Below are 17,406 nucleotides of genomic sequence, written 5' to 3'. Positions count from 1 at the left end.
GGCGGGCGCCGGCGGTGGGCCGGCGGGCTCCGGCGGTAGTTTGGTGGCGTGGCCGACCAGAACAGCGACCCGACGGTGGGCGAGCTCAGCGAAGGGCGCATCCTGCGCAGCATCCTCGACAGGCTCGGCGATTCGCAGGCCCTGGTGGGCCCGGGCGACGATGCCGCGGTGATCGCCGCCGCAGATGGTCGGATCGTCGCGACGGTCGACACGCTCGTGCACGGCCCGGACTTCCGCCTCGCGTGGTCGAGCCCGTTCGACCTCGGGTACAAGGCGGCCGCCGTCAATCTCGCTGACGTCGCCGCGATGGGCGCGACGCCGACGGCGCTGCTGGTCGCGCTCGCGATGCCGGATGCGACACGGCTGTCGTTCGTGAACGGCCTCGCGGACGGCCTGCGAGCTGCCTGCCGGGATCTCGCGCCCGGGTGCCGCGTGGAGGGCGGTGACCTCACCGTGTCGGACACCCTCACGATCGCCGTCACAGCTCTCGGCGCGCTCGCCGGGCGCACGCCGGTGCTGCGGTCCGGGGCGCGCGCGGGCGATGTCGTGGCGGTGGCCGGCGAGCTGGGCGCGGCGGCGCGCGGGCTGCGGATCCTCTTCGAGCGGTTCACGGATGCCGACGGTCACCCGGTCCCCGTCGACGAGAGCCGCCTCGATCCCGGTGAGCGCGCCGCCGTGGCCAGTCAGCTGCGCCCGGCGCCTCCCGTGTGGCTGGGCCCCGAGGCCGCAGACGCCGGCGCGACGGCGATGATGGACGTGTCCGACGGGCTCGTGCTCGATGCGTCCCGCCTGGCCGCGGCATCCGGAGTGACGGTGGCCATCGATTCGGCACGGCTGCGGCCGGATGCGGAATCGGCTCTGACCGGCGGGGAGGACCATGCGCTGCTGGCCACTTTCCCGCCGGAGCGGACCCCGCCGCGCGGCTTCCGTGCGATCGGCAGGATGCTGGCGCGCGGCGATGAGGCGGTGCTCATCGACGGGCAGCCGTTCACGGGGCGTGGCGGGTGGGATCCCTACCGCGACTGGGACGCACGCACCGGGTGAGCATCGCGACTCCGCAGCTCAGTCCGCCGTCGTCGCCCACCAGAGTGCGGTGTCGCCGTAGCGCTTGTCACGCGTCGGCACGAGACCTGCCGGAAGGGTGGGCCCGGGGGAGCGCGCCGCGCGCTCGATGACGACATGCGCGGCCGGGGCCAGCAGCGGGGCCAGCAGAGCGAGGGTCGCCGTCAGCTCCGTCTCGCCCAGCTCGTACGGCGGATCCAGGAAGACGAGGTCCCACGGCCCCGATGCCGTGCGCAGGAAGGCGTCGGCCGAGCTGCGATGCACCCGGATGGTCGCGGCGGCACCGACCGCCTTGGCGACCCGCGCCGCGTTGCGCTGAGCGACCGTGGCCGCGCGTGCGGACTTCTCGACGAGGTCGGCGCGGGTCGCGCCCCGGCTGACCGCTTCGAGGGCGAGCGCCCCCGATCCGGCGTACACGTCGAGCACCGTCGCACCGCGTACCGCGTCCGCCGACTCCAGCGCGCCGAAGAGCGACTCGCGGACGCGGTCGCTGGTCGGGCGGGTGCCGGCATCGGGCACGTCGAGCGAAAGGGAGCCCGCCTTCCCCGCGATGATGCGCGTCACGTTCTCACGATATCGCTCGTCGCGCGGGTGGCCTGGCCGCGCGCACCCCTAGGATCAGCGGCGGGGGAGTCGTTCGGAAGGAGTCCACGGTGAATCGCAGCGGCATGACGGTCTCGACGGCGCTGGGGGCGCTGGTGGCGGCAGTCCTCGTGCTCTCGGCATGTTCGACCGGCGGCGGATCGCCGACCGCCACGGCCACCGTGGAGCCGGCGCCGCAGCCGAGCTCGACGTCGACGGCTTCGCCCACCCCGATCGAGACCGGCTCGACCCAGCCCACGCTGCCCACCGATTGTGCGAACCTCGGCACGCCCGAGACCTGGCAGCAGACCGTGGGCGACATGACGCTGCAGAGCGACGGCGAAGGGTTCGTGCGGCCGGCGCCGGATGGTGCCGCCCTCGCGCTGGGCTGCGACTGGATCGTGGGCGACGCCACGGGCGTGCTCCTGCTCATCAGCACCGCGACGCCGGACGCCGTGGACGCGGCCGTCGCCGGGCTGCCCGCGCAGGGATACACCTGCCAGGTCTCGGACGACTTCGGCGCCGAGTTCTGCGTCCTGCCGGGGTCCGGCCAGGACACCGAGGAGATGATCGTCGCCCGCGACGGCGTGTGGATCTACATGTCGACGGCCAATCGCAACGGGCGGGCACTGCTCTCCGAGATCGTGCAGTCCATCTTCGTCTGAGCCGCCGACCGCCGGGCATCGGCCGTCGCCCGCACCACGATGACGCACGCACCGTCACCACGCGCGAGGACGTCGCCGGCCGAACCTAGACTCGACTCGTGGCCTCCTTCACGCTCGAGTCGAGCCTGGGTGGCGCGATCGGCGGAAAGACGGCGACAGCGCTCGAGCGCGCGTTCGGCATGACGACGGTCGGCGACCTGCTCGCGCACTACCCGCGCCGCTACGCGCGCCGCGGCGAGCTGACGCCCATCTCGTCGCTGCCGGTGGGCGAGCCGGTGACGATCGTCGCGGAGGTGCGGCGCGTGAACGAGCGCCGCATGCGCAATCGCAACGGCTCGCTGCTGGAGGTCGTCATCAGCGACGGCAACGGCGAGCTGTCGCTGACGTTCTTCAACCAGGCATGGCGCGTGCGCGACCTTCGTCCGGGCCGACGCGGCATCTTCGCGGGAAAGGTGGGGGAGTACCGCGGGGCCAAGCAGCTGGCGCACCCGGACTACGAGCTCTTCGAGGACGAGGAGACGGCGAGGCTGCAGGCGGAAGCAGAAGCGAACCTGCCGATCCCGATCTACCCGGCGACCAGCGCGGTCGCGAGCTGGCAGCTGCAGAAGATCATGGCGCTCGTGCTCGATGGCCTCGGCGACGTGCCCGAGCCGCTCCCCGATGATCTGCGCGTGCGCCACGGGCTCCTCGATGCGCGGGCGGCGATCGAGCACATCCACCGTCCCGCGTCCTTCGGGCAGATCGAGCCGGCGCGCCAGACACTGCGGGTGCAGGAGGCGTTCGTGCTCCAGGTCGCCCTTCTGCAGCAGCGTCAGTTCGTGCGCGCGCTGTCGGCGACGCGGCGGGTGGCGGGCGATCTGCTCGAGCGCTTCGACGCGGCCCTCCCGTTCCCACGGACCCCCGACCAGGTCAGCGTCGGAGACGACATCGCCCGTGATCTGCAGGGCGACTGGCCGATGAACCGGCTCGTGCAGGGAGAGGTGGGATCGGGCAAGACGCTCGTCGCTCTCCGCGCGATGCTGCAGGTCGCGCAGGACGGCGGCCAGTCCGCCCTCATCGCACCGACGGAGGTGCTGGCCGCTCAGCATGTCCGCTCGATCGCGCGGATGCTGGGACCCCAGCTCGCCCCGGAGCTCATGCCCACGCTGCTGACCGGTCAGCTGCCGGCCGCCGAACGCCGCAAGGCCGCGCTGCGCGCCGCCTCCGGACAGGCGCGGATCGTCGTCGGCACCCACGCCCTCCTCAGCGAGAGCACGACCTTCGCCGATCTCGGTCTGGTGGTCGTCGACGAGCAGCACCGGTTCGGCGTCGAGCAGCGCGAGTCGCTGCGCGCCAAAGGATCATCCCCGCACGCGCTCGTGCTCACCGCGACCCCGATCCCGCGCACCGTCGCGATGACGGTGTTCGGCGACCTCGACGTGTCCACCATCCGCACGATGCCGGCCGGCCGGGCCGGCATCGAGACGTTCGTCGCACCGCTGGCCGAGCGTCCGGGGTGGTTCGGGCGCGTGTGGGAGCGCATCGCCGAAGAGGTCGGTGCAGGCCGCCAGGCGTTCGTGGTGTGCGCCGCCATCGACGCGGAGGCGCGGGCGGTCGACGACACCGCCGACGAGCCCGCCGGCGACGCCACCGGTGAGGCCGGGCGCACTCGCTGGGGCGTCGTGCAGGTCGCGGACCTGCTGTCGCGGCATCCGTCATTCGAGAGCATCCGCGTCGAGATCCTGCACGGCAAGATGCCCTCGGATGAGAAGGATGCCGTCATGCAGGCATTCGCGCGCGGCGACATCGACGTCCTGGTCGCCACCACGGTGGTCGAGGTGGGCGTTGACGTGCCGAACGCCTCCACGATGGCGATCCTCGAGGCGGACCGCTTCGGCGTCTCGCAGCTGCACCAGCTGCGCGGCCGGGTGGGCCGGGGCGGTGTGCCGGGACTGTGTCTGCTCGTGACCGAGGCGCCGCTCGGCACGCCGGCACGCGACCGCGTGGAAGCGGTCGCGTCGACGCTCGACGGCTTCGCCCTGGCCGAGGTCGACCTGGAGCTGCGTGGCGAGGGCGACGTGCTGGGCGACGCCCAGTCCGGCGCCCGGTCGTCGCTGCGCCTGCTGCGGGTGGTGAAGGACGCCGACATCATCTCCGAGGCCCGGGTGGCTGCCGAGCAGGTGCTCGCGGACGATCCGGCGCTGCTGCGGCATCCCGGACTGTCCGCCGCCCTCGAGCGCAGCGTCGGCATGGCCGAGCGCGCGGCGCTGGCCAAGAACTGACCTGCGACGGGCGGCTTCACGCCGCCCCAGTAGGCTGGTGCCATGAGCAGCCGGATCGCCGTCGTCCCTGGTTCGTTCGATCCGCCGACCCTCGGTCACCTCGATGTCATCCGCCGCGCGGCGGCGCTGTACGACCAGCTGCACGTGCTGGTGGTCCACAACCCCGGCAAGGAGGCGATGCTCCCGATCGCGCAGCGCCAGTCGCTGCTGGAGCAGTCGATCGCCGAGAGCGACATCGACGGCGACGTGGTCGTCGCCTCCTGGAGCATGGGGCTCCTGGTGGACTACGCCACCGACGTCGGCGCGAGCGTGCTGGTGAAGGGCATCCGGTCGCAGGTCGACGTCGCCTACGAGACCCCCATGGCGATCGTCAACCGCCATCTCGCTCACATCGAGACGGTGTTCCTGCTTCCCGACCCGGCCCACGCGCTGGTGTCGAGCTCGCTGGTGCGGCAGGTCGCGTCGCTCGGCGGCGATGTGTCGCCGTTCGTGCCCGGTGCGGTGGCCCGCTTCCTGGACACCGGCGCGCGGGGCATCTGACTCCGGGCCGCGGCTAGGCTGGAGTCGTGGTCAGAAAGCATGTGACGGGTCCCTTCGTCCTCCCGGTCCGCGACCTCGTCCACCGGCCGGGCGAGATGCGCGAGCACACCATCGAGGTGGCCGCGCCGGAGAAATGGGGCGAGGGTCTTGTGGCCGTCGACCAGGGTGAACCCGTCGTGGTCGATGTGCGCCTGGAGTCCGTCCACGAGGGGATTCTGGCCACGGGTGAGGTCGACACGCGGTTCACAGGCGTGTGCAGCCGCTGTCTGAGAGACATCGCCGAGGACCTCCAAGTCGAGTTTCAGGAGCTTTTCGCGTATCCTGGGGAGGAAGAAACTGACTTCGAGGTTCAAGACGACCACGTGGATCTTGAAACTCTGGTCAGGGAGGCGCTCGTCCTGGCGCTTCCGTTTCAACCGGTGTGTCAGCCGGATTGCCCCGGCCTCGACCCGGTCACGGGCGAGCGGCTGGCCGATGGCGCCGGACCGCAGCAGAGCCAGCCTCTCGATCCACGATGGGCCGCGCTCCAGGACTTCACCACGACCAACGACGACGAATCACCGCGCACCCGCGGCTGATCCGGCATCGCGAACACAGAAGAGAGCAAGCCATGGCAGGCAACCCCCCGAAGCGGAAGGTCTCCCGTTCCAACACGCGCTCGCGTCGCGCGCAGTGGAAGGCCGAGGCGCCCGCCCTCGTCAAGACGGTCGAGAACGGCAAGGTCGTCTACAGCCGTCCGCACCAGGCGAAGGTCGTCACCGACTCGCAGGGCACGGAGCTGTTCCTCGAGTACAAGGGCCGCAAGGTCGCCGACGTCTGATCGTCGCGCATCTGACGTGACCGACGTCGCTGCCGGGCGTGCCACGCTCGCAGACCTCGCACAGAAGCTCGGAGTCGACATCGACCCCGAGCTTCTGTCGCTGGCGCTCACGCACCGTTCGTGGGCTTACGAGAACGGGCAGGTTCCGCACAACGAGCGCTTGGAGTTCCTCGGCGACTCGGTGCTCGGGCTCGCGGTGACCGTGCGCCTGTTCACGGGGCATCCGGACCTCGACGAGGGCGCCCTCGCGAAGCGGCGCGCCAGTGTGGTGTCCACCGTCGCCCTTGCCGAGATCGCCCGCGGCATCGGACTGGGCGAGCACCTCCTGCTCGGTCGGGGTGAGATCCTCACCGGCGGGCGTGACAAGGACTCCATCCTCGCCGACACCATGGAGGCCGTCTTCGGCGCCGCATACCTCTCGGCCGGCGCGGACGCCGCCACCGGCCTGGTGCTGCGGCTGGTGGAGCCGCTGCTCGGAGACCCCGAACGGTACGGGGCGGCGATGGACCCGAAGACCGCGCTGCAAGAGCTCGCCGCGCGCCGCGCGCTGCAGCCGCCCGCGTATTCCGTGACCTCGACCGGCCCCGACCACGATCGCCGGTTCACTGCGACGGTGACGGTAGGCGAGCTCACCACCGAGGGACTGGGCACGAGCAAGAAGCAGGCCGAGATGGCCGCCGCGCTGACCGCATGGCGGGAACTCAGCGGGCGTGCCTGAGCTGCCCGAGGTCGAGGTCGTCCGCGCCGGCCTCGCGCCCGCGGTGAGCGGTGCCACCGTGACGGCGGTGACCGTGCTCGACGAACGGGCCCTCACCCGGCACGCGGGTGATGGTGCCGACTTCGAAGCGCGCCTCACGGGACGCCGGATCGATGCCGCGGTCCGCCGTGGCAAGTTCCTGTGGATGCCGCTGGCCTCCGGCCCGTCGACCGGGCACAGGGCCGAAGCCATCGTCGGGCACCTCGGTATGAGCGGCCAGATGCTGCTGCGCGCGCCCGGCGCCGCGCCCGAGCGTCACGAGCGCATCCGGGTCGATCTGACGCATCCTGATCACGGCGAGCTGTCGGTCGTCTTCGCCGATCAGCGCACGTTCGGCTCCCTCGCAGTCGACGAGCTGGTGCCCACCCCGGACGGTGCCGCCGGCGGACACGGCTGGGCCGAGGCATCCGTTCCGACGCAGGTGCGCCACATCGCTCGCGATCCGCTCGACCCCGCCTTCTCCGACCCGGCCTTCCGCCGGGTGCTCGCCCGCAAGGACTCGGCGATCAAGCGCGTGCTGCTGGACCAGACGGTGGTGAGCGGCGTCGGCAACATCTACGCAGACGAATCGCTGTGGGCAGCGCGGATCCATCCCGAGACACCGTCGAGCGCCCTGTCGACACGTGCGGTGAACCGCCTGCTCGCCGAGATCCGTCATGTGCTCGACAAGTCGCTGGCGGAGGGCGGGACGAGCTTCGACGCCCAGTACGTGAACGTCAACGGCCAAGCCGGATACTTCGCGCACTCGCTCAACGCGTACGGCCGCACCGGGGAGCCGTGTCCCCGGTGCGGCCGGCCGTTGGTGCGCGTGTCGTTCACGAACCGCTCGAGCCACTTCTGCGCGCACTGCCAGCGCAGAGGTCGGGCGACCACGCGGACCGCCGCTGCACTCACACCGTGAGCACCTTCTTCCACGCACCCGCGTAGGAGGCGGGCACGAAGCCGATGGCCTCGTTGATGTCGAGCATGTGCCGGTTCTCCTCGGCGTTGAACGTCGACACGCGCGGCGACTGGGGCACCAGCTCCCGCCAGCGCAGCAGGTTGGCGCACTTCACGATCGTGCCGAGCCGGTGCCCGCGGTGCTCCTTGAGCACGAGGGTGCCGAACTGCTGTGTCGCGCCGGTGCGGTCCTCCGAGATCGTCAGCTCGTTGTACGCCGCGACGCGTCCCGTCGGAATGTGGATCGCCGCCGCCACCGACACCGTCAGACCCTGGGCGGCGAAGCGTGCGTCGCGGCGCCGGACGCGCGCCGCGTCCCAGTGCTGCTCGTCGATGACGAGATCGCCCGAGGGCACGTCGGTGGACATGCGAGACAGAGCGTAGGCGAAGCCGTCGACGTACTCGTCGGGCGTCGGCGACGTCCACGCGACCTGTCGGTAGTCAGTGCCGGCCGCCTCGACCGCCTCGGCGAGCATGCGCTCCACCTCGGCGAAAGACCCGGTCAGGTCGAACACGCTGTTCCGCTCCACCTGCTCGAGCGTGAAGCCGTTGTCGACCTGGGTTCGCGTCTGCGCGTCCTCGGCGGGGATGGTGCCCCACCCCGTCGCCGGGGCCAGGCGCTCGCCCGGCGTGTCGGGGCGGTGGAGCGTCCACGTCTGGATGGTGGCGATCCCACGCTCGCGCGCTTCGCGCTCGACCTCGGCGAGCAGCAGCTCCTCCGCGCCGATACCGCGGTGCGGCGGGTCGACCATCAGGTCGAACTCCAGAGAGTTCACGTCGTCCTGGTTCGCGATCACGACCTTGACGGCGCCGAGCACCTCGTCGCCCCTCAGCACGGCGAATCCGAGCTGCGTCCAGTCGGCTTGGTCCTGCCACATGGGGAGCATCTCGCCCGGCTCTTCGTGCAGGTAGTCGTGCCCGGTGTCGTGCAGGCACAGCGCGTTCGCGATGCGCACCATCTCGAGGAAGATCCGCGCGTCGTCGGACTCCGTCGTCTCGGGAACGGTGATGCGCTGCACCGTCAGCACGTCGGTTGCGGTCAATTCAGACATCGAGCACCTTCTTCCATGCGCCCTCGTAGGCGATGGGGACGAAGCCGATCGCCTCGTTGATGTCGAGCATCGGTCTGTTCTCCTCTGCGTTGTAGGTGATGACGCGCGATGACTGCGGCGCGACGTCGCGCCACGACAGCAGTCCCGCGCACTTGACGAGCGTGCCCAGCTTGTGTCCTCGGTGCTCTTTGAGCACCAGCGTGTCCTCCTGGTGCGAGGCTTCGGTGCGGTCCTTGCCGATGACCAGCTCGTTGAAGGCGCACAGCTCGCCCGTCTCGATGTGCTGCGCGGCCGTGACCTGGATGGTCCGGCCGGCCGAGGTGTACCGGCTGTCGTGTTCCGCGATGCGCGCGGCATCCCAGCTCTCCTCGGCGAACTCGAGCGCAGCCACCGGTGCGTCCGTCGACATGCGGGACTTCATCCACGCGTAGCCGGCGACGAACTCCTCCGGGGTGGGGGCGAACCACTGCACGACGCGGTAGTCCGTCGATGCGGCCTGCGCCTGCGCCAGCAGCCGTTCGACTCCATCGAACGAACCGGTGAGGTCGAAAGCGCTGTTGCGCTCCACCTGTTCCAGGGTGTGGCCGTGGCGGAGGTAGAACCGTGCGATGTGGTCCTCGGGGATCACCCCGAATCCGGTCGGCGGTGCCAGCTGGGGTCCCGGAGCGGCAGGGTGCTCGGCCCAGGACTGCAGCACGGTTCGGCCGTGCTCGCGTGCGGTGCGTTCGACCAGCTCGTGCGCCGCCGACCCGATGCCGCGTCCCCACGTCTCGCGCAGCAGCTCGATCAGCCAGAACACCGCGTTGGAGCCCTCTTCGTGCGGGATGTCGACGCCGACGCGACCGATGATCCGGCCGTCGTCGACGACCACCCAGCACAGGCGGGTCTCGTACTCGTTGGGGCGGTAGTGGGGGAGCAGCTCGTCGGCGGTGATGCGGTGGTCGTCGTGTCCGGAGATCTGCCGGTAGATCTCGTTGCGCACGCGCACCATCTCAACGAAGTCGGCGGCCTCTGGTGCGGAGATGGAGTCGGGGATCGGCAGCGGGCGGAATTCCAGCCCGGTCAGGGTGGTCATGTCGATGCGTCCTTGCGTTTCGTGGATGGGAGGGGGTCGAGGGGGTCCGCCGCCCGCGGTCGGGCGGCGGACCCGTTGGCCGTCACGGCCGGGGAGCGAGGCTGGCCTCGCGGAGATAGGCGCGCTCGCGGCGTGCCCTCTCCTCCTGATGCCGGTACGCCTGCGCGTGCCGGAGGCGGTCATCCGCCAGCCGCGGGGAGCGGGTGCTCCACAGCAGAAGCCACAGACCGAGGCGAAGTGCCACACGGTCCACCAGCGAGGTGCGGGGGTCGCGGCTGGGGAGCCGCAGCGTATCGGGGACGCCCGAGGGGCGCTGCGGCGCAAGCAGAGTGTTCATGATTTCTCTTTCGTGAGGGAGGGATGCCTCGGGCGGACGCCGGAGGCGGAGATGCCGTGCCGCAGCACGACGGGCGGGAGTGCAGGGGAGGAGGCGCGCGCTCAGCACCCGGAAGCGGGTGCGGCGCAGCAGACGGATGTCGCCCGGAAGTGGGCAGACTCGTCCCCTGCGGGGATCAGATGGCGGCGGGGAAGCGGCCGCTCAGCACAGCGCTGAAGGAGTCGGTCCCCGACGCGCAGACGAGAATCGCGCCGCCATCACGGGCGACGATTCCGGTGGTGTTCATGTGCATCATCGGTGGACCTCCTTTCTCGACTTCAGACGCGGAGAGTGACGCTACCGTGTTCCGGATACCCGCGTCAAGCTGATTCGCAGATTCGGTGATCCCATGGCGTGTCGCGCGATCGCCGCGCACTCGGCCGGTCGGCCGGGATACGGCCCGGCGCTCGGGTAGCGTAGGCGGGTAATCGACCGGGGTGGAGGGCGCATCCATGCACCTGAAGAGCCTGACGCTCAAGGGGTTCAAGTCGTTCGCCCAGCCGACGACGTTCGCGCTGGAGCCGGGCGTCACCTGCATCGTCGGACCCAACGGCTCGGGCAAGTCCAATGTCGTGGACGCCCTGGCATGGGTGATGGGCGAGCAGGGGGCCAAGACCCTGCGCGGCGGCAAGATGGAGGACGTCATCTTCGCCGGCACCGCGACGCGCGGGCCGCTGGGGCGGGCCGAGGTGCAGCTGACCATCGACAACAGCGACGGCGCTCTTCCGATCGAGTACTCCGAGGTCACGATCAGCCGGACGCTGTTCCGAAACGGCACGAGCGAGTACGCGATCAACGGCGAGTCCTGCCGTCTGCTGGACGTGCAGGAGCTGCTGAGCGACTCCGGCCTCGGTCGCGAGATGCACGTCATCGTCGGCCAAGGCCGCCTCGACAGCGTTCTGCAGGCGACGCCTGAGGACCGTCGCGGCTTCATCGAGGAGGCGGCGGGCATCCTCAAGCACCGCCGTCGCAAGGAGAAGACACTTCGCAAGCTCGAGGCGATGGAGGCGAACCTGACACGCCTGAGCGACCTCGCAGGCGAGCTCCGGCGTCAGCTGAAGCCTTTGGGACGCCAGGCTGAGATCGCCCGCGAGGCCGCCACGATCGCCGCGGTCGTGCGGGACGCCAAGGCGCGGCTGTACGCCGACGAGATCGTCGGACTGCGCGCGGAGCTCGCGTCGTACGCCCAGAGCGAGCAGGAGCGCCACGCCGAGCGGATGGTGCTGCAGGAACGCCTCGACAACGCGCGGGTGCGGATCGAGCAGCTCGAGAACGACCAGCGCTCCGAGACCGTGGATCGCGCACGCCGGGCCGCGCACGGGCTGGAGCGGGTGCAGGAGCGACTGCGCGGGCTCTACGCCCTCGCGGGCCAGCGCCTGGCCCTCCTGGGCGATGCCGAGGACGAGGAGCGCATCGAGCTCACAACGGTGTCGCAGGCGATGATCGACGAGGCACGGGCCGAGATCGACGAGGTCTCCGACGGGCTGGGTGCTGCACAGGATGCCGCGGCCGAAGCGGCGCGGGAGGTCATCCGCGCCCGGGCCGAACTCGATGCGCTGGACGCGGACATCTCTGCGCAGAGCGCGCTCGTTTCGGAGCACGACATGCGCATCACCGCGCTGCGCGGCACGGCCGAGGCGGCGGCATCCGCGCTCGCCGCCGTGCGGACGGCGGTGGAGCGCCAGCAGAAGGCGCTGGATGCCGCGCTCGCTCGCCGCGCGGAGGCGGAGGAGATCCTCGCCGGCGTCGACCCGGATCTGGTGCCCGAGGAGTCCTCCGCCGATCACGCCGCGGCGTACGAACGCGCGCAGCGCGAGGCGACCGAGGCCGAGGCGGCGGTCGCGTCGCTTCGCGAACGCCTGCACGCCGCCGAGCGCGAGCGGGAGGCGCTCACGGCGCAGACCTCCGCCCTGAGCCGCGCGCTCGATGTCAAGAACGGCGCCTCGTCACTCATCGCGCAGGGCCGACCCGGCGTGCGCGGACTTGTCGGCGACGCCGTGCAGGTCAAGCCCGGTTTCGAGGCCGCGATCGCCGCCGTTCTGGGCCCGGTGGCAGAGGGCATCCTCGTCGAGGACCGCGATGCGGCCTTCGATGTCGCCGAGGCCGCCCGCGACGCGGACGCCGGCGTCGTCGACATCGTGATCGCCGCGGCCGGCACGACGGCGCCCGCGCGTCCGCCGCTTCCCGGTGTGGTCGCGGCGAGCGACGTCGTCACCGCACCGCCCGGCGTGCTGGGACTGCTCTCTCACGTGGTGGTCGCCGATGACCTGGAAGCGGCCCGCCGCGCAGGGGCGGCCCTCGCCGACGCCGACGCGGGCGGCCTGGTGACGCTCGTGACCCGGCGCGGCGAGGTGTACACCGCGTACTCGCTGCGAGCGGGGACGGGGTCGTCCCGCAGCCGGCTCGAACTCGCCGCCGAACGGGATGCCGCCGCCGAACGCCGCGATGAGATCGCCGTCGTGGCCGACTCCCTGCGGGAGGCCCTCGCCGACGCGACGGGCGAGCTGGAGTCGGCGCGGCAGCGCACGAAGGCGGCGCTCACCACGCTGCGCGAGCACGATGCGGCGCTGGCCGCGCACGCCGAGCAGGTCAACCGGGCCACCGTGCGCCACGAGGCGGCCGTCGCCGAATGCGAGCGCCTGGCCGCCGGACTGGCCCAGGCGGAGGCGGCCGTCGAGGATGCGGAGGCCTCGGCCCGCTCGGCGGAGGATCAGCTCACCGCCGCTCTCGAGGCCCCCCGACCCATCCTCGACGCCTCGGCCCGCGAAGGCATGCTGGCCGCGCTCGAGGAGGCACGCGACGGGGAGATGCGCTCGCGGCTCGAGGTCGAGACGCTGCGCGAGCGGATCCGCGCCGGCGAGGCGCGCGTGATCGCCCTGGAGCGTCAGCGCGAGCGCGAGCGCGAGGCGGCCGCCGAGGCGGCGCGACGGGCGGTGATCCGCCGGGCGCAGCGGGAGATCGCCGCCGGCGTCGCAGGGCAGCTGCCGGCGGTGATCGACTCCGTGGACCGGTCGCTCGCGCAAGCGCGCGCGGAGCTGAGTGCCGCGGAATCCGAACGCACCGCGCTCACCGCCGAGCTGGCCGAACTGCGCGCGCAGGAGACGGCCGTGCGCGAGCGTCTCGCGGGCCTCACCGAGAGCGTCCACAGCCTCGAGCTGCAGATCCACGAGAAGCGGCTGCACGTGACCGGTGTGCTCGAACGTGTGCAGTCCGAGCTCGGCCTCGACGAGCACATTCTCGTTTCGGAATATCGCCCCGACCAGCCGGTTCCCGTCGAATCGGCGATGCCGGACGTGTCCGAGGAGGCGAGCGTGGCCTCGCCTGATGGCGACGCCGAGGACGGGAGTGACGAAGGCCGCGGCGCGGCGGGCGCGCGGCCGGCGGCCACGATCCCGTTCGACCGCGCGCAGCAGCGTCGGCGCCTGCAGGAGGCCGAGCGGAAGCTGACCCAACTCGGTCGGGTGAACCCGCTGGCTCTGGAGGAGTTCGCGGCGCTGGAGCAGCGGCACAAGTTCATGACCGAGCAGCTCGCCGATCTGACGCAGACCCGCAAGGATCTGCTGACGATCATCGAAGAGCTCGACGAGCGCATGCAGACGATCTTCCTGGCCGCGTTCGAAGACACCAAGACGGCGTTCGGGGAGGTGTTCCCGATCCTCTTCCCCGGGGGTACCGGTTCGATCGCCCTCACCGACCCCGACTCGCCGCTCACCACGGGGATCGAGGTGTCGGTCCGCCCGGTCGGCAAGAAGATCGAGCGCCTCTCCCTGCTCTCCGGCGGCGAGCGGTCGCTGGCGGCCGTCGCTCTGCTGACGGCGATCTTCAAAGCACGGCCGAGCCCGTTCTACATCCTGGACGAGGTGGAGGCCGCGCTGGACGACGCGAACCTCGGACGTCTGCTGGGCGTGTTCGAGCAGCTGCGCGCCTCCAGTCAGCTCATCGTCATCACGCACCAGAAGCGCACGATGGAGATCGCGGACGCGCTGTACGGCGTGTCGATGCGACAGGACGGCGTCTCGGCCGTCGTCGGTCAGCGCATCGCGGAGCGCGTGGCCTCCTGACCCTAGGCTGGAGGAATGGCAGAGAGCTCCTGGTCGCTCGGCCGTGCGCTGCGCGGCATGTTCGTCAAACCCACGATCGACGAGAACACGTGGGACGACCTCGAGACCGCGCTGCTGACGGCGGACTTCGGCCCCGACATCACGGAACGGATCGTCGACGAGCTGCGCGAGAAGGTCGATCGCTACCGCACGACCGACCCGCGCGATCTGCAGCGCATGCTCAAGGAGACCCTCGAGGAGCACTTCGCGAAGTTCGACACCACGCTGCGGCTGACCGAGCGCCCGGCCGTCGTGCTCGTGGTGGGCGTCAACGGTGTGGGGAAGACCACCACGATCGGCAAGTTCGCGAAGTTCCTCCAGCGGTACGGCCGTTCCGTCGTCGTCGGCGCGGCCGACACCTTCCGGGCGGCCGCCGTCGATCAGCTCGCCACCTGGGCCGAGCGCGGCGGCGCCGCGATCGTGCGGCCGCAGCAGGAAGGCCAGGATCCGGCATCCGTCGCCTTCCAGACGATCGAGTACGCCAAGCAGACCGGCACCGAGATCGTGCTGGTGGACACCGCCGGCCGCCTGCACACGAAGGGCGGTCTCATGGATGAGCTGAGCAAGATCCGCCGTGTCATCGAGAAGCAGGCGCCGATCAGCGAGGTGCTGCTGGTGCTGGATGCGACCACCGGGCAGAACGGCGTCATGCAGGCGCAGGCGTTCCTCGAGCACGCCGGTGTGACCGGCCTGGTCATCACCAAGCTGGACGGCTCAGCCCGGGGCGGGTTCGTGCTGGCCGTGCAGGAGCGCACCGGGATTCCGGTGAAGCTGCTGGGTCAGGGCGAGGGCATCGGCGACCTCACGGGCTTCACGCCGCACGTCTTCGCGGCATCCCTGGTCGACTGAATCCGGGCGGGATCGCCGCCACGCCAGCTTCGGACTATCGCCGGACCTCGCGTTGCGGTTTCATGGGGACATGGCGATCGAGCACGACTATTTCGGACTCCTGGAATCGGGGCCTGACGGATCGATCTTCTGGTCGGAGAACGTCGAGCTGGGCGACCAGTCCGTCACGGTGGATCTGACCGCACCGGATCAGGACGACGTGTCCGAGGCCGCGCTCGACGTCGCCGCAGCTCTCATCTCCTCGCTCGAAGACATCGACCGCAGCGCCCGCAACGCGATGGTGAGCGAGTTGAACGACCGCACCAGCGAGGTCACCGAGTACATCCTCCAGCAGCAGGAGGCACTGGGCGAGTCGCTGGAGGACGCGCTGGTCGACATCTCCGGTGACGTCCACATCGACGTCATCCGCTCCCTGCAGCTGATGAGCATGACGATCCTCGCTGACGAGCACGGCGGCAGCGACCCGTTCGCCGTCCTCGAGTACGCGCTGGACCCGGATGCCACCGACGACGTGCTGCTGGTCAACCTCGACTCGGACGGCGCGGTGCTGTCGGTGACGAGCGCCGACTAGCCTCTGCCGCCGCCCTGGGCGCGTTCGGGTGTCACGACACGCGGCATCGCCATCGCGGATGCGGCGTGTCGTGACCCCTGAACGGCCGTCATACCGCCTGGGCGAACCCGCGCTCCACGTGGACGTCTTCCGCGATGTGCGCGAGGTGGGTGGGGATCTGACGCCCCTTCGACACCATCGACTGCGCCCAGAGGCGCCCCGCCCGGTACGACGAGCGCACCAGCGGACCGGCCAGCACCCCGAGGAAGCCGATGCGCTCCGCCTCCTGCTTGAACGCGACGAACTCCTCCGGCTTGACCCAGCGTGCGACGGGCAGGTGCCGCGGCGACGGGCGCAGGTACTGGGTGATGGTGATGATGTCGGTGCCCGCCGCGTGCAGGTCCTGGAGGGCCTGCACCACCTCTTCGGGCTCCTCGCCCATGCCGAGGATGAGGTTCGACTTGGTGATCAGGCCGGCGTCGCGTGCCTGTGTCAGGACGTCGAGCGACCGCTCGTAGCGGAACGCCGGGCGGATCCGCTTGAAGATGCGCGGGACCGTCTCGACGTTGTGCGCGAACACCTCGGGCCGGCTGTCGAACACCTCGCCGAGCAGCGCGGAGTCGCCGTTGAAGTCGGTGGCGAGGATCTCGACGCCCGTGTTCGGGTTCATCGCATGGATCTGCCGGACCGTCTCGGCGTGCAGCCATGCGCCGCCGTCGGGGAGGTCGTCGCGGGCGACTCCGGTCACGGTCGCATACCTCAGGTTCATCGCGACGACGCTCTCCGCGACGCGGCGCGGTTCGTCGGTGTCGTACGCGGCGGGCTTGCCGGTGTCGATCTGGCAGAAGTCGCAGCGCCTGGTGCATTGCGAGCCGCCGATGAGGAACGTCGCCTCGCGGTCCTCCCAGCACTCGTAGATGTTCGGGCAGCCGGCTTCCTGGCAGACGGTGTGAAGCTCCTCCGTCTTCACCAGCGTGTGCAGCGCCTGATACTCGGGGCCCATCTTCGCCTTGGTCTTGATCCACTCGGGCTTGCGCTCGATCGGCGTCTGGGCGTTGCGCACCTCCAGGCGCAGGAGCTTGCGACCTTCGGGCCCCGTGGCGGGGGCGGATGCCGCACCCGGCGTGCCGCAGGCGCTCATACCGCGACCCCGGCGAAGTCGCTCGCGAAGACGCGGCTCACGCTGTCGATGACGTCGGCCGGGGAGACATCGTCGCCGACGATCTCGCTGACCGTGGTGACTCCGGCATCCGTGATGCCGCAGGGGATGATGCCGCGGAAGCCTGCCAGCGAGTTGTCGCAGTTCAGCGCGAAGCCGTGCATGGTCACCCCGCGCTGCACGCGCACGCCGATCGCCGCCACCTTGTCCTCACCGAGGGGTCGTCGCACCCACACCCCGCTGCGACCTTCGACCCGGTACCCGTCGACGCCGTGCTGCCGCAGCACCTCGATGAGCAGGTGCTCGAGGCGGCGCACGTGGGCGACGACGTCGACCGGTTCGGCCAGCCGCACGATGGGATAGCCGACGAGCTGGCCCGGCCCGTGCCAGGTGATCTTGCCGCCGCGGTCCACGTCGACGACGGGCGTGCCGTCGGTGGGACGCTCGTGACGGGCCGTGCGCGCGCCGGCGGTGTAGACGGGCTCGTGCTCCAGCAGCAGCAGAGTGTCGGGGCGCTCACCGGCGACCACCTCGGCGTGGATGCGCCGTTGCAGCTCCCAGCCCTCGAGGTACGGCACGTAGTCGGGGGAGAGGCCGACCGTCTGGATGTCGAGCATCG

General features: G+C 70.9%; 17 protein-coding genes. 11 read left to right on the top strand and 6 right to left on the bottom strand.

All coding sequences use genetic code 11. The features are described from left to right. Positions 1-48 precede the first annotated feature (48 nt). Positions 49-1,044, top strand: a complete 996-nt coding sequence (thiL, locus tag C9992_RS03420) for a thiamine-phosphate kinase (protein ID WP_106814157.1) — start codon at positions 49-51, stop codon at positions 1,042-1,044. Positions 1,045-1,062: 18 nt separating this feature from the next. Here thiL and rsmD read toward each other — a convergent pair whose 3' ends face one another. Beyond that, a complete protein-coding gene (rsmD, locus tag C9992_RS03415; protein WP_106814156.1) occupies positions 1,063-1,626 on the bottom strand; it encodes a 16S rRNA (guanine(966)-N(2))-methyltransferase RsmD in 564 nt (187 codons plus the stop codon). A gap of 89 nt (positions 1,627-1,715) precedes the next feature. Here rsmD and C9992_RS03410 point away from each other — a divergent pair, with 89 nt between their 5' ends. The 7 genes from C9992_RS03410 to mutM all read left to right on the top strand — a co-directional run bounded on the left by C9992_RS03410 (position 1,716) and on the right by mutM (position 7,588). Then, a complete protein-coding gene (locus tag C9992_RS03410) occupies positions 1,716-2,309 on the top strand; it encodes a DUF3558 domain-containing protein (RefSeq protein ID WP_106814155.1) in 594 nt (197 codons plus the stop codon). Between the two features lie 98 nt (positions 2,310-2,407). Then, positions 2,408-4,570: an ATP-dependent DNA helicase RecG gene (locus C9992_RS03405; RefSeq protein WP_106814154.1), complete on the top strand. Its 2,163-nt coding sequence runs from the start codon at positions 2,408-2,410 to the stop codon at positions 4,568-4,570. Positions 4,571-4,612: 42 nt separating this feature from the next. After that, complete coding sequence (coaD, locus tag C9992_RS03400) at positions 4,613-5,110, top strand: pantetheine-phosphate adenylyltransferase (protein WP_106814153.1); 498 nt, start codon at positions 4,613-4,615, stop codon at positions 5,108-5,110. A gap of 95 nt (positions 5,111-5,205) precedes the next feature. After that, positions 5,206-5,688: a YceD family protein gene (locus C9992_RS03395; protein WP_407662218.1), complete on the top strand. Its 483-nt coding sequence runs from the start codon at positions 5,206-5,208 to the stop codon at positions 5,686-5,688. A gap of 32 nt (positions 5,689-5,720) precedes the next feature. Further along, positions 5,721-5,930 (top strand): 50S ribosomal protein L32, encoded by a 210-nt coding sequence (gene rpmF, locus C9992_RS03390; RefSeq protein ID WP_050721097.1) that lies wholly within the window; start codon positions 5,721-5,723, stop codon positions 5,928-5,930. Between the two features lie 16 nt (positions 5,931-5,946). After that, the gene (gene rnc, locus C9992_RS03385) at positions 5,947-6,648 is read left to right on the top strand and encodes a ribonuclease III (RefSeq protein WP_106814152.1); all 702 of its coding nucleotides are present in this window, start codon (positions 5,947-5,949) and stop codon (positions 6,646-6,648) included. Continuing rightward, on the top strand, positions 6,641-7,588 hold the full coding sequence (gene mutM, locus C9992_RS03380) for a bifunctional DNA-formamidopyrimidine glycosylase/DNA-(apurinic or apyrimidinic site) lyase (protein ID WP_106814151.1): 948 nt from the start codon (positions 6,641-6,643) through the stop codon (positions 7,586-7,588). The genes rnc and mutM overlap by 8 nt, the downstream gene beginning before the upstream one ends. Here the strand turns inward: mutM and C9992_RS03375 are convergent. The 3 genes from C9992_RS03375 to C9992_RS03365 all read right to left on the bottom strand — a co-directional run bounded on the left by C9992_RS03375 (position 7,578) and on the right by C9992_RS03365 (position 10,090). Continuing rightward, entirely contained in the window at positions 7,578-8,678 is a 1,101-nt protein-coding gene (locus C9992_RS03375) for a GNAT family N-acetyltransferase (RefSeq protein WP_106814150.1), read from the bottom strand. The two genes, mutM and C9992_RS03375, sit on opposite strands and share 11 nt — an antisense overlap. Next, positions 8,671-9,753 carry a GNAT family N-acetyltransferase gene (locus C9992_RS03370; protein WP_106814149.1) on the bottom strand — a complete coding sequence of 361 codons (1,083 nt, stop codon included), beginning with the start codon at positions 9,751-9,753 and terminating at the stop codon, positions 8,671-8,673. Before C9992_RS03370 ends, C9992_RS03375 begins: the two co-directional genes overlap by 8 nt. 82 nt (positions 9,754-9,835) lie before the next feature. After that, the gene (locus C9992_RS03365; RefSeq protein WP_106814148.1) at positions 9,836-10,090 is read right to left on the bottom strand and encodes a hypothetical protein; all 255 of its coding nucleotides are present in this window, start codon (positions 10,088-10,090) and stop codon (positions 9,836-9,838) included. A 491-nt stretch (positions 10,091-10,581) separates the two neighbouring features. On the opposite strand from C9992_RS03365, the gene smc reads away from it, so the two are divergent. From smc to C9992_RS03350, 3 genes are all read left to right on the top strand, one after another. Continuing rightward, a complete protein-coding gene (gene smc, locus C9992_RS03360) occupies positions 10,582-14,190 on the top strand; it encodes a chromosome segregation protein SMC (RefSeq protein WP_106814147.1) in 3,609 nt (1,202 codons plus the stop codon). A 15-nt stretch (positions 14,191-14,205) separates the two neighbouring features. Continuing rightward, positions 14,206-15,078, top strand: coding sequence for a signal recognition particle-docking protein FtsY (gene ftsY, locus C9992_RS03355; RefSeq protein ID WP_106814146.1), 873 nt, complete (start codon positions 14,206-14,208; stop codon positions 15,076-15,078). Positions 15,079-15,148: 70 nt separating this feature from the next. Next, the gene (locus C9992_RS03350) at positions 15,149-15,649 is read left to right on the top strand and encodes a DUF2004 domain-containing protein (RefSeq protein ID WP_106814145.1); all 501 of its coding nucleotides are present in this window, start codon (positions 15,149-15,151) and stop codon (positions 15,647-15,649) included. Positions 15,650-15,737: 88 nt separating this feature from the next. On the opposite strand, the gene lipA is transcribed toward C9992_RS03350, so the two are convergent. Together lipA and lipB are read right to left on the bottom strand one after the other, a co-directional pair. Continuing rightward, entirely contained in the window at positions 15,738-16,769 is a 1,032-nt protein-coding gene (lipA, locus tag C9992_RS03345; RefSeq protein WP_106814144.1) for a lipoyl synthase, read from the bottom strand. Continuing rightward, positions 16,766-17,404 (bottom strand): lipoyl(octanoyl) transferase LipB, encoded by a 639-nt coding sequence (gene lipB, locus C9992_RS03340; RefSeq protein ID WP_106814143.1) that lies wholly within the window; start codon positions 17,402-17,404, stop codon positions 16,766-16,768. Before lipB ends, lipA begins: the two co-directional genes overlap by 4 nt. Positions 17,405-17,406 lie beyond the last annotated feature (2 nt).

The organism is Microbacterium timonense (assembly GCF_900292075.1).
GTDB lineage: Bacteria > Actinomycetota > Actinomycetes > Actinomycetales > Microbacteriaceae > Microbacterium > Microbacterium timonense.
The sequence above is the reverse complement of the archived record's forward strand: the minus strand, read 5'-3'. Positions and strand labels throughout refer to the sequence as shown.

Excerpts from the sequence above, each read along its gene's own strand:
- smc (WP_106814147.1), top strand. The coding sequence starts at position 10,582 with ATGCACCTGAAGAGCCTGACGCTCAAGGGGTTCAAGTCGTTCGCCCAG.
- coaD (WP_106814153.1), top strand. The coding sequence starts at position 4,613 with ATGAGCAGCCGGATCGCCGTCGTCCCTGGTTCGTTCGATCCGCCGACC.
- lipB (WP_106814143.1), bottom strand. The coding sequence starts at position 17,404 with ATGCTCGACATCCAGACGGTCGGCCTCTCCCCCGACTACGTGCCGTAC.
- rpmF (WP_050721097.1), top strand. The coding sequence starts at position 5,721 with ATGGCAGGCAACCCCCCGAAGCGGAAGGTCTCCCGTTCCAACACGCGC.
- C9992_RS03350 (WP_106814145.1), top strand. The coding sequence starts at position 15,149 with ATGGCGATCGAGCACGACTATTTCGGACTCCTGGAATCGGGGCCTGAC.
- C9992_RS03395 (WP_407662218.1), top strand. The coding sequence starts at position 5,206 with ATGCGCGAGCACACCATCGAGGTGGCCGCGCCGGAGAAATGGGGCGAG.
- lipA (WP_106814144.1), bottom strand. The coding sequence starts at position 16,769 with ATGAGCGCCTGCGGCACGCCGGGTGCGGCATCCGCCCCCGCCACGGGG.
- C9992_RS03375 (WP_106814150.1), bottom strand. The coding sequence starts at position 8,678 with ATGTCTGAATTGACCGCAACCGACGTGCTGACGGTGCAGCGCATCACC.
- ftsY (WP_106814146.1), top strand. The coding sequence starts at position 14,206 with ATGGCAGAGAGCTCCTGGTCGCTCGGCCGTGCGCTGCGCGGCATGTTC.
- C9992_RS03365 (WP_106814148.1), bottom strand. The coding sequence starts at position 10,090 with ATGAACACTCTGCTTGCGCCGCAGCGCCCCTCGGGCGTCCCCGATACG.
- C9992_RS03370 (WP_106814149.1), bottom strand. The coding sequence starts at position 9,753 with ATGACCACCCTGACCGGGCTGGAATTCCGCCCGCTGCCGATCCCCGAC.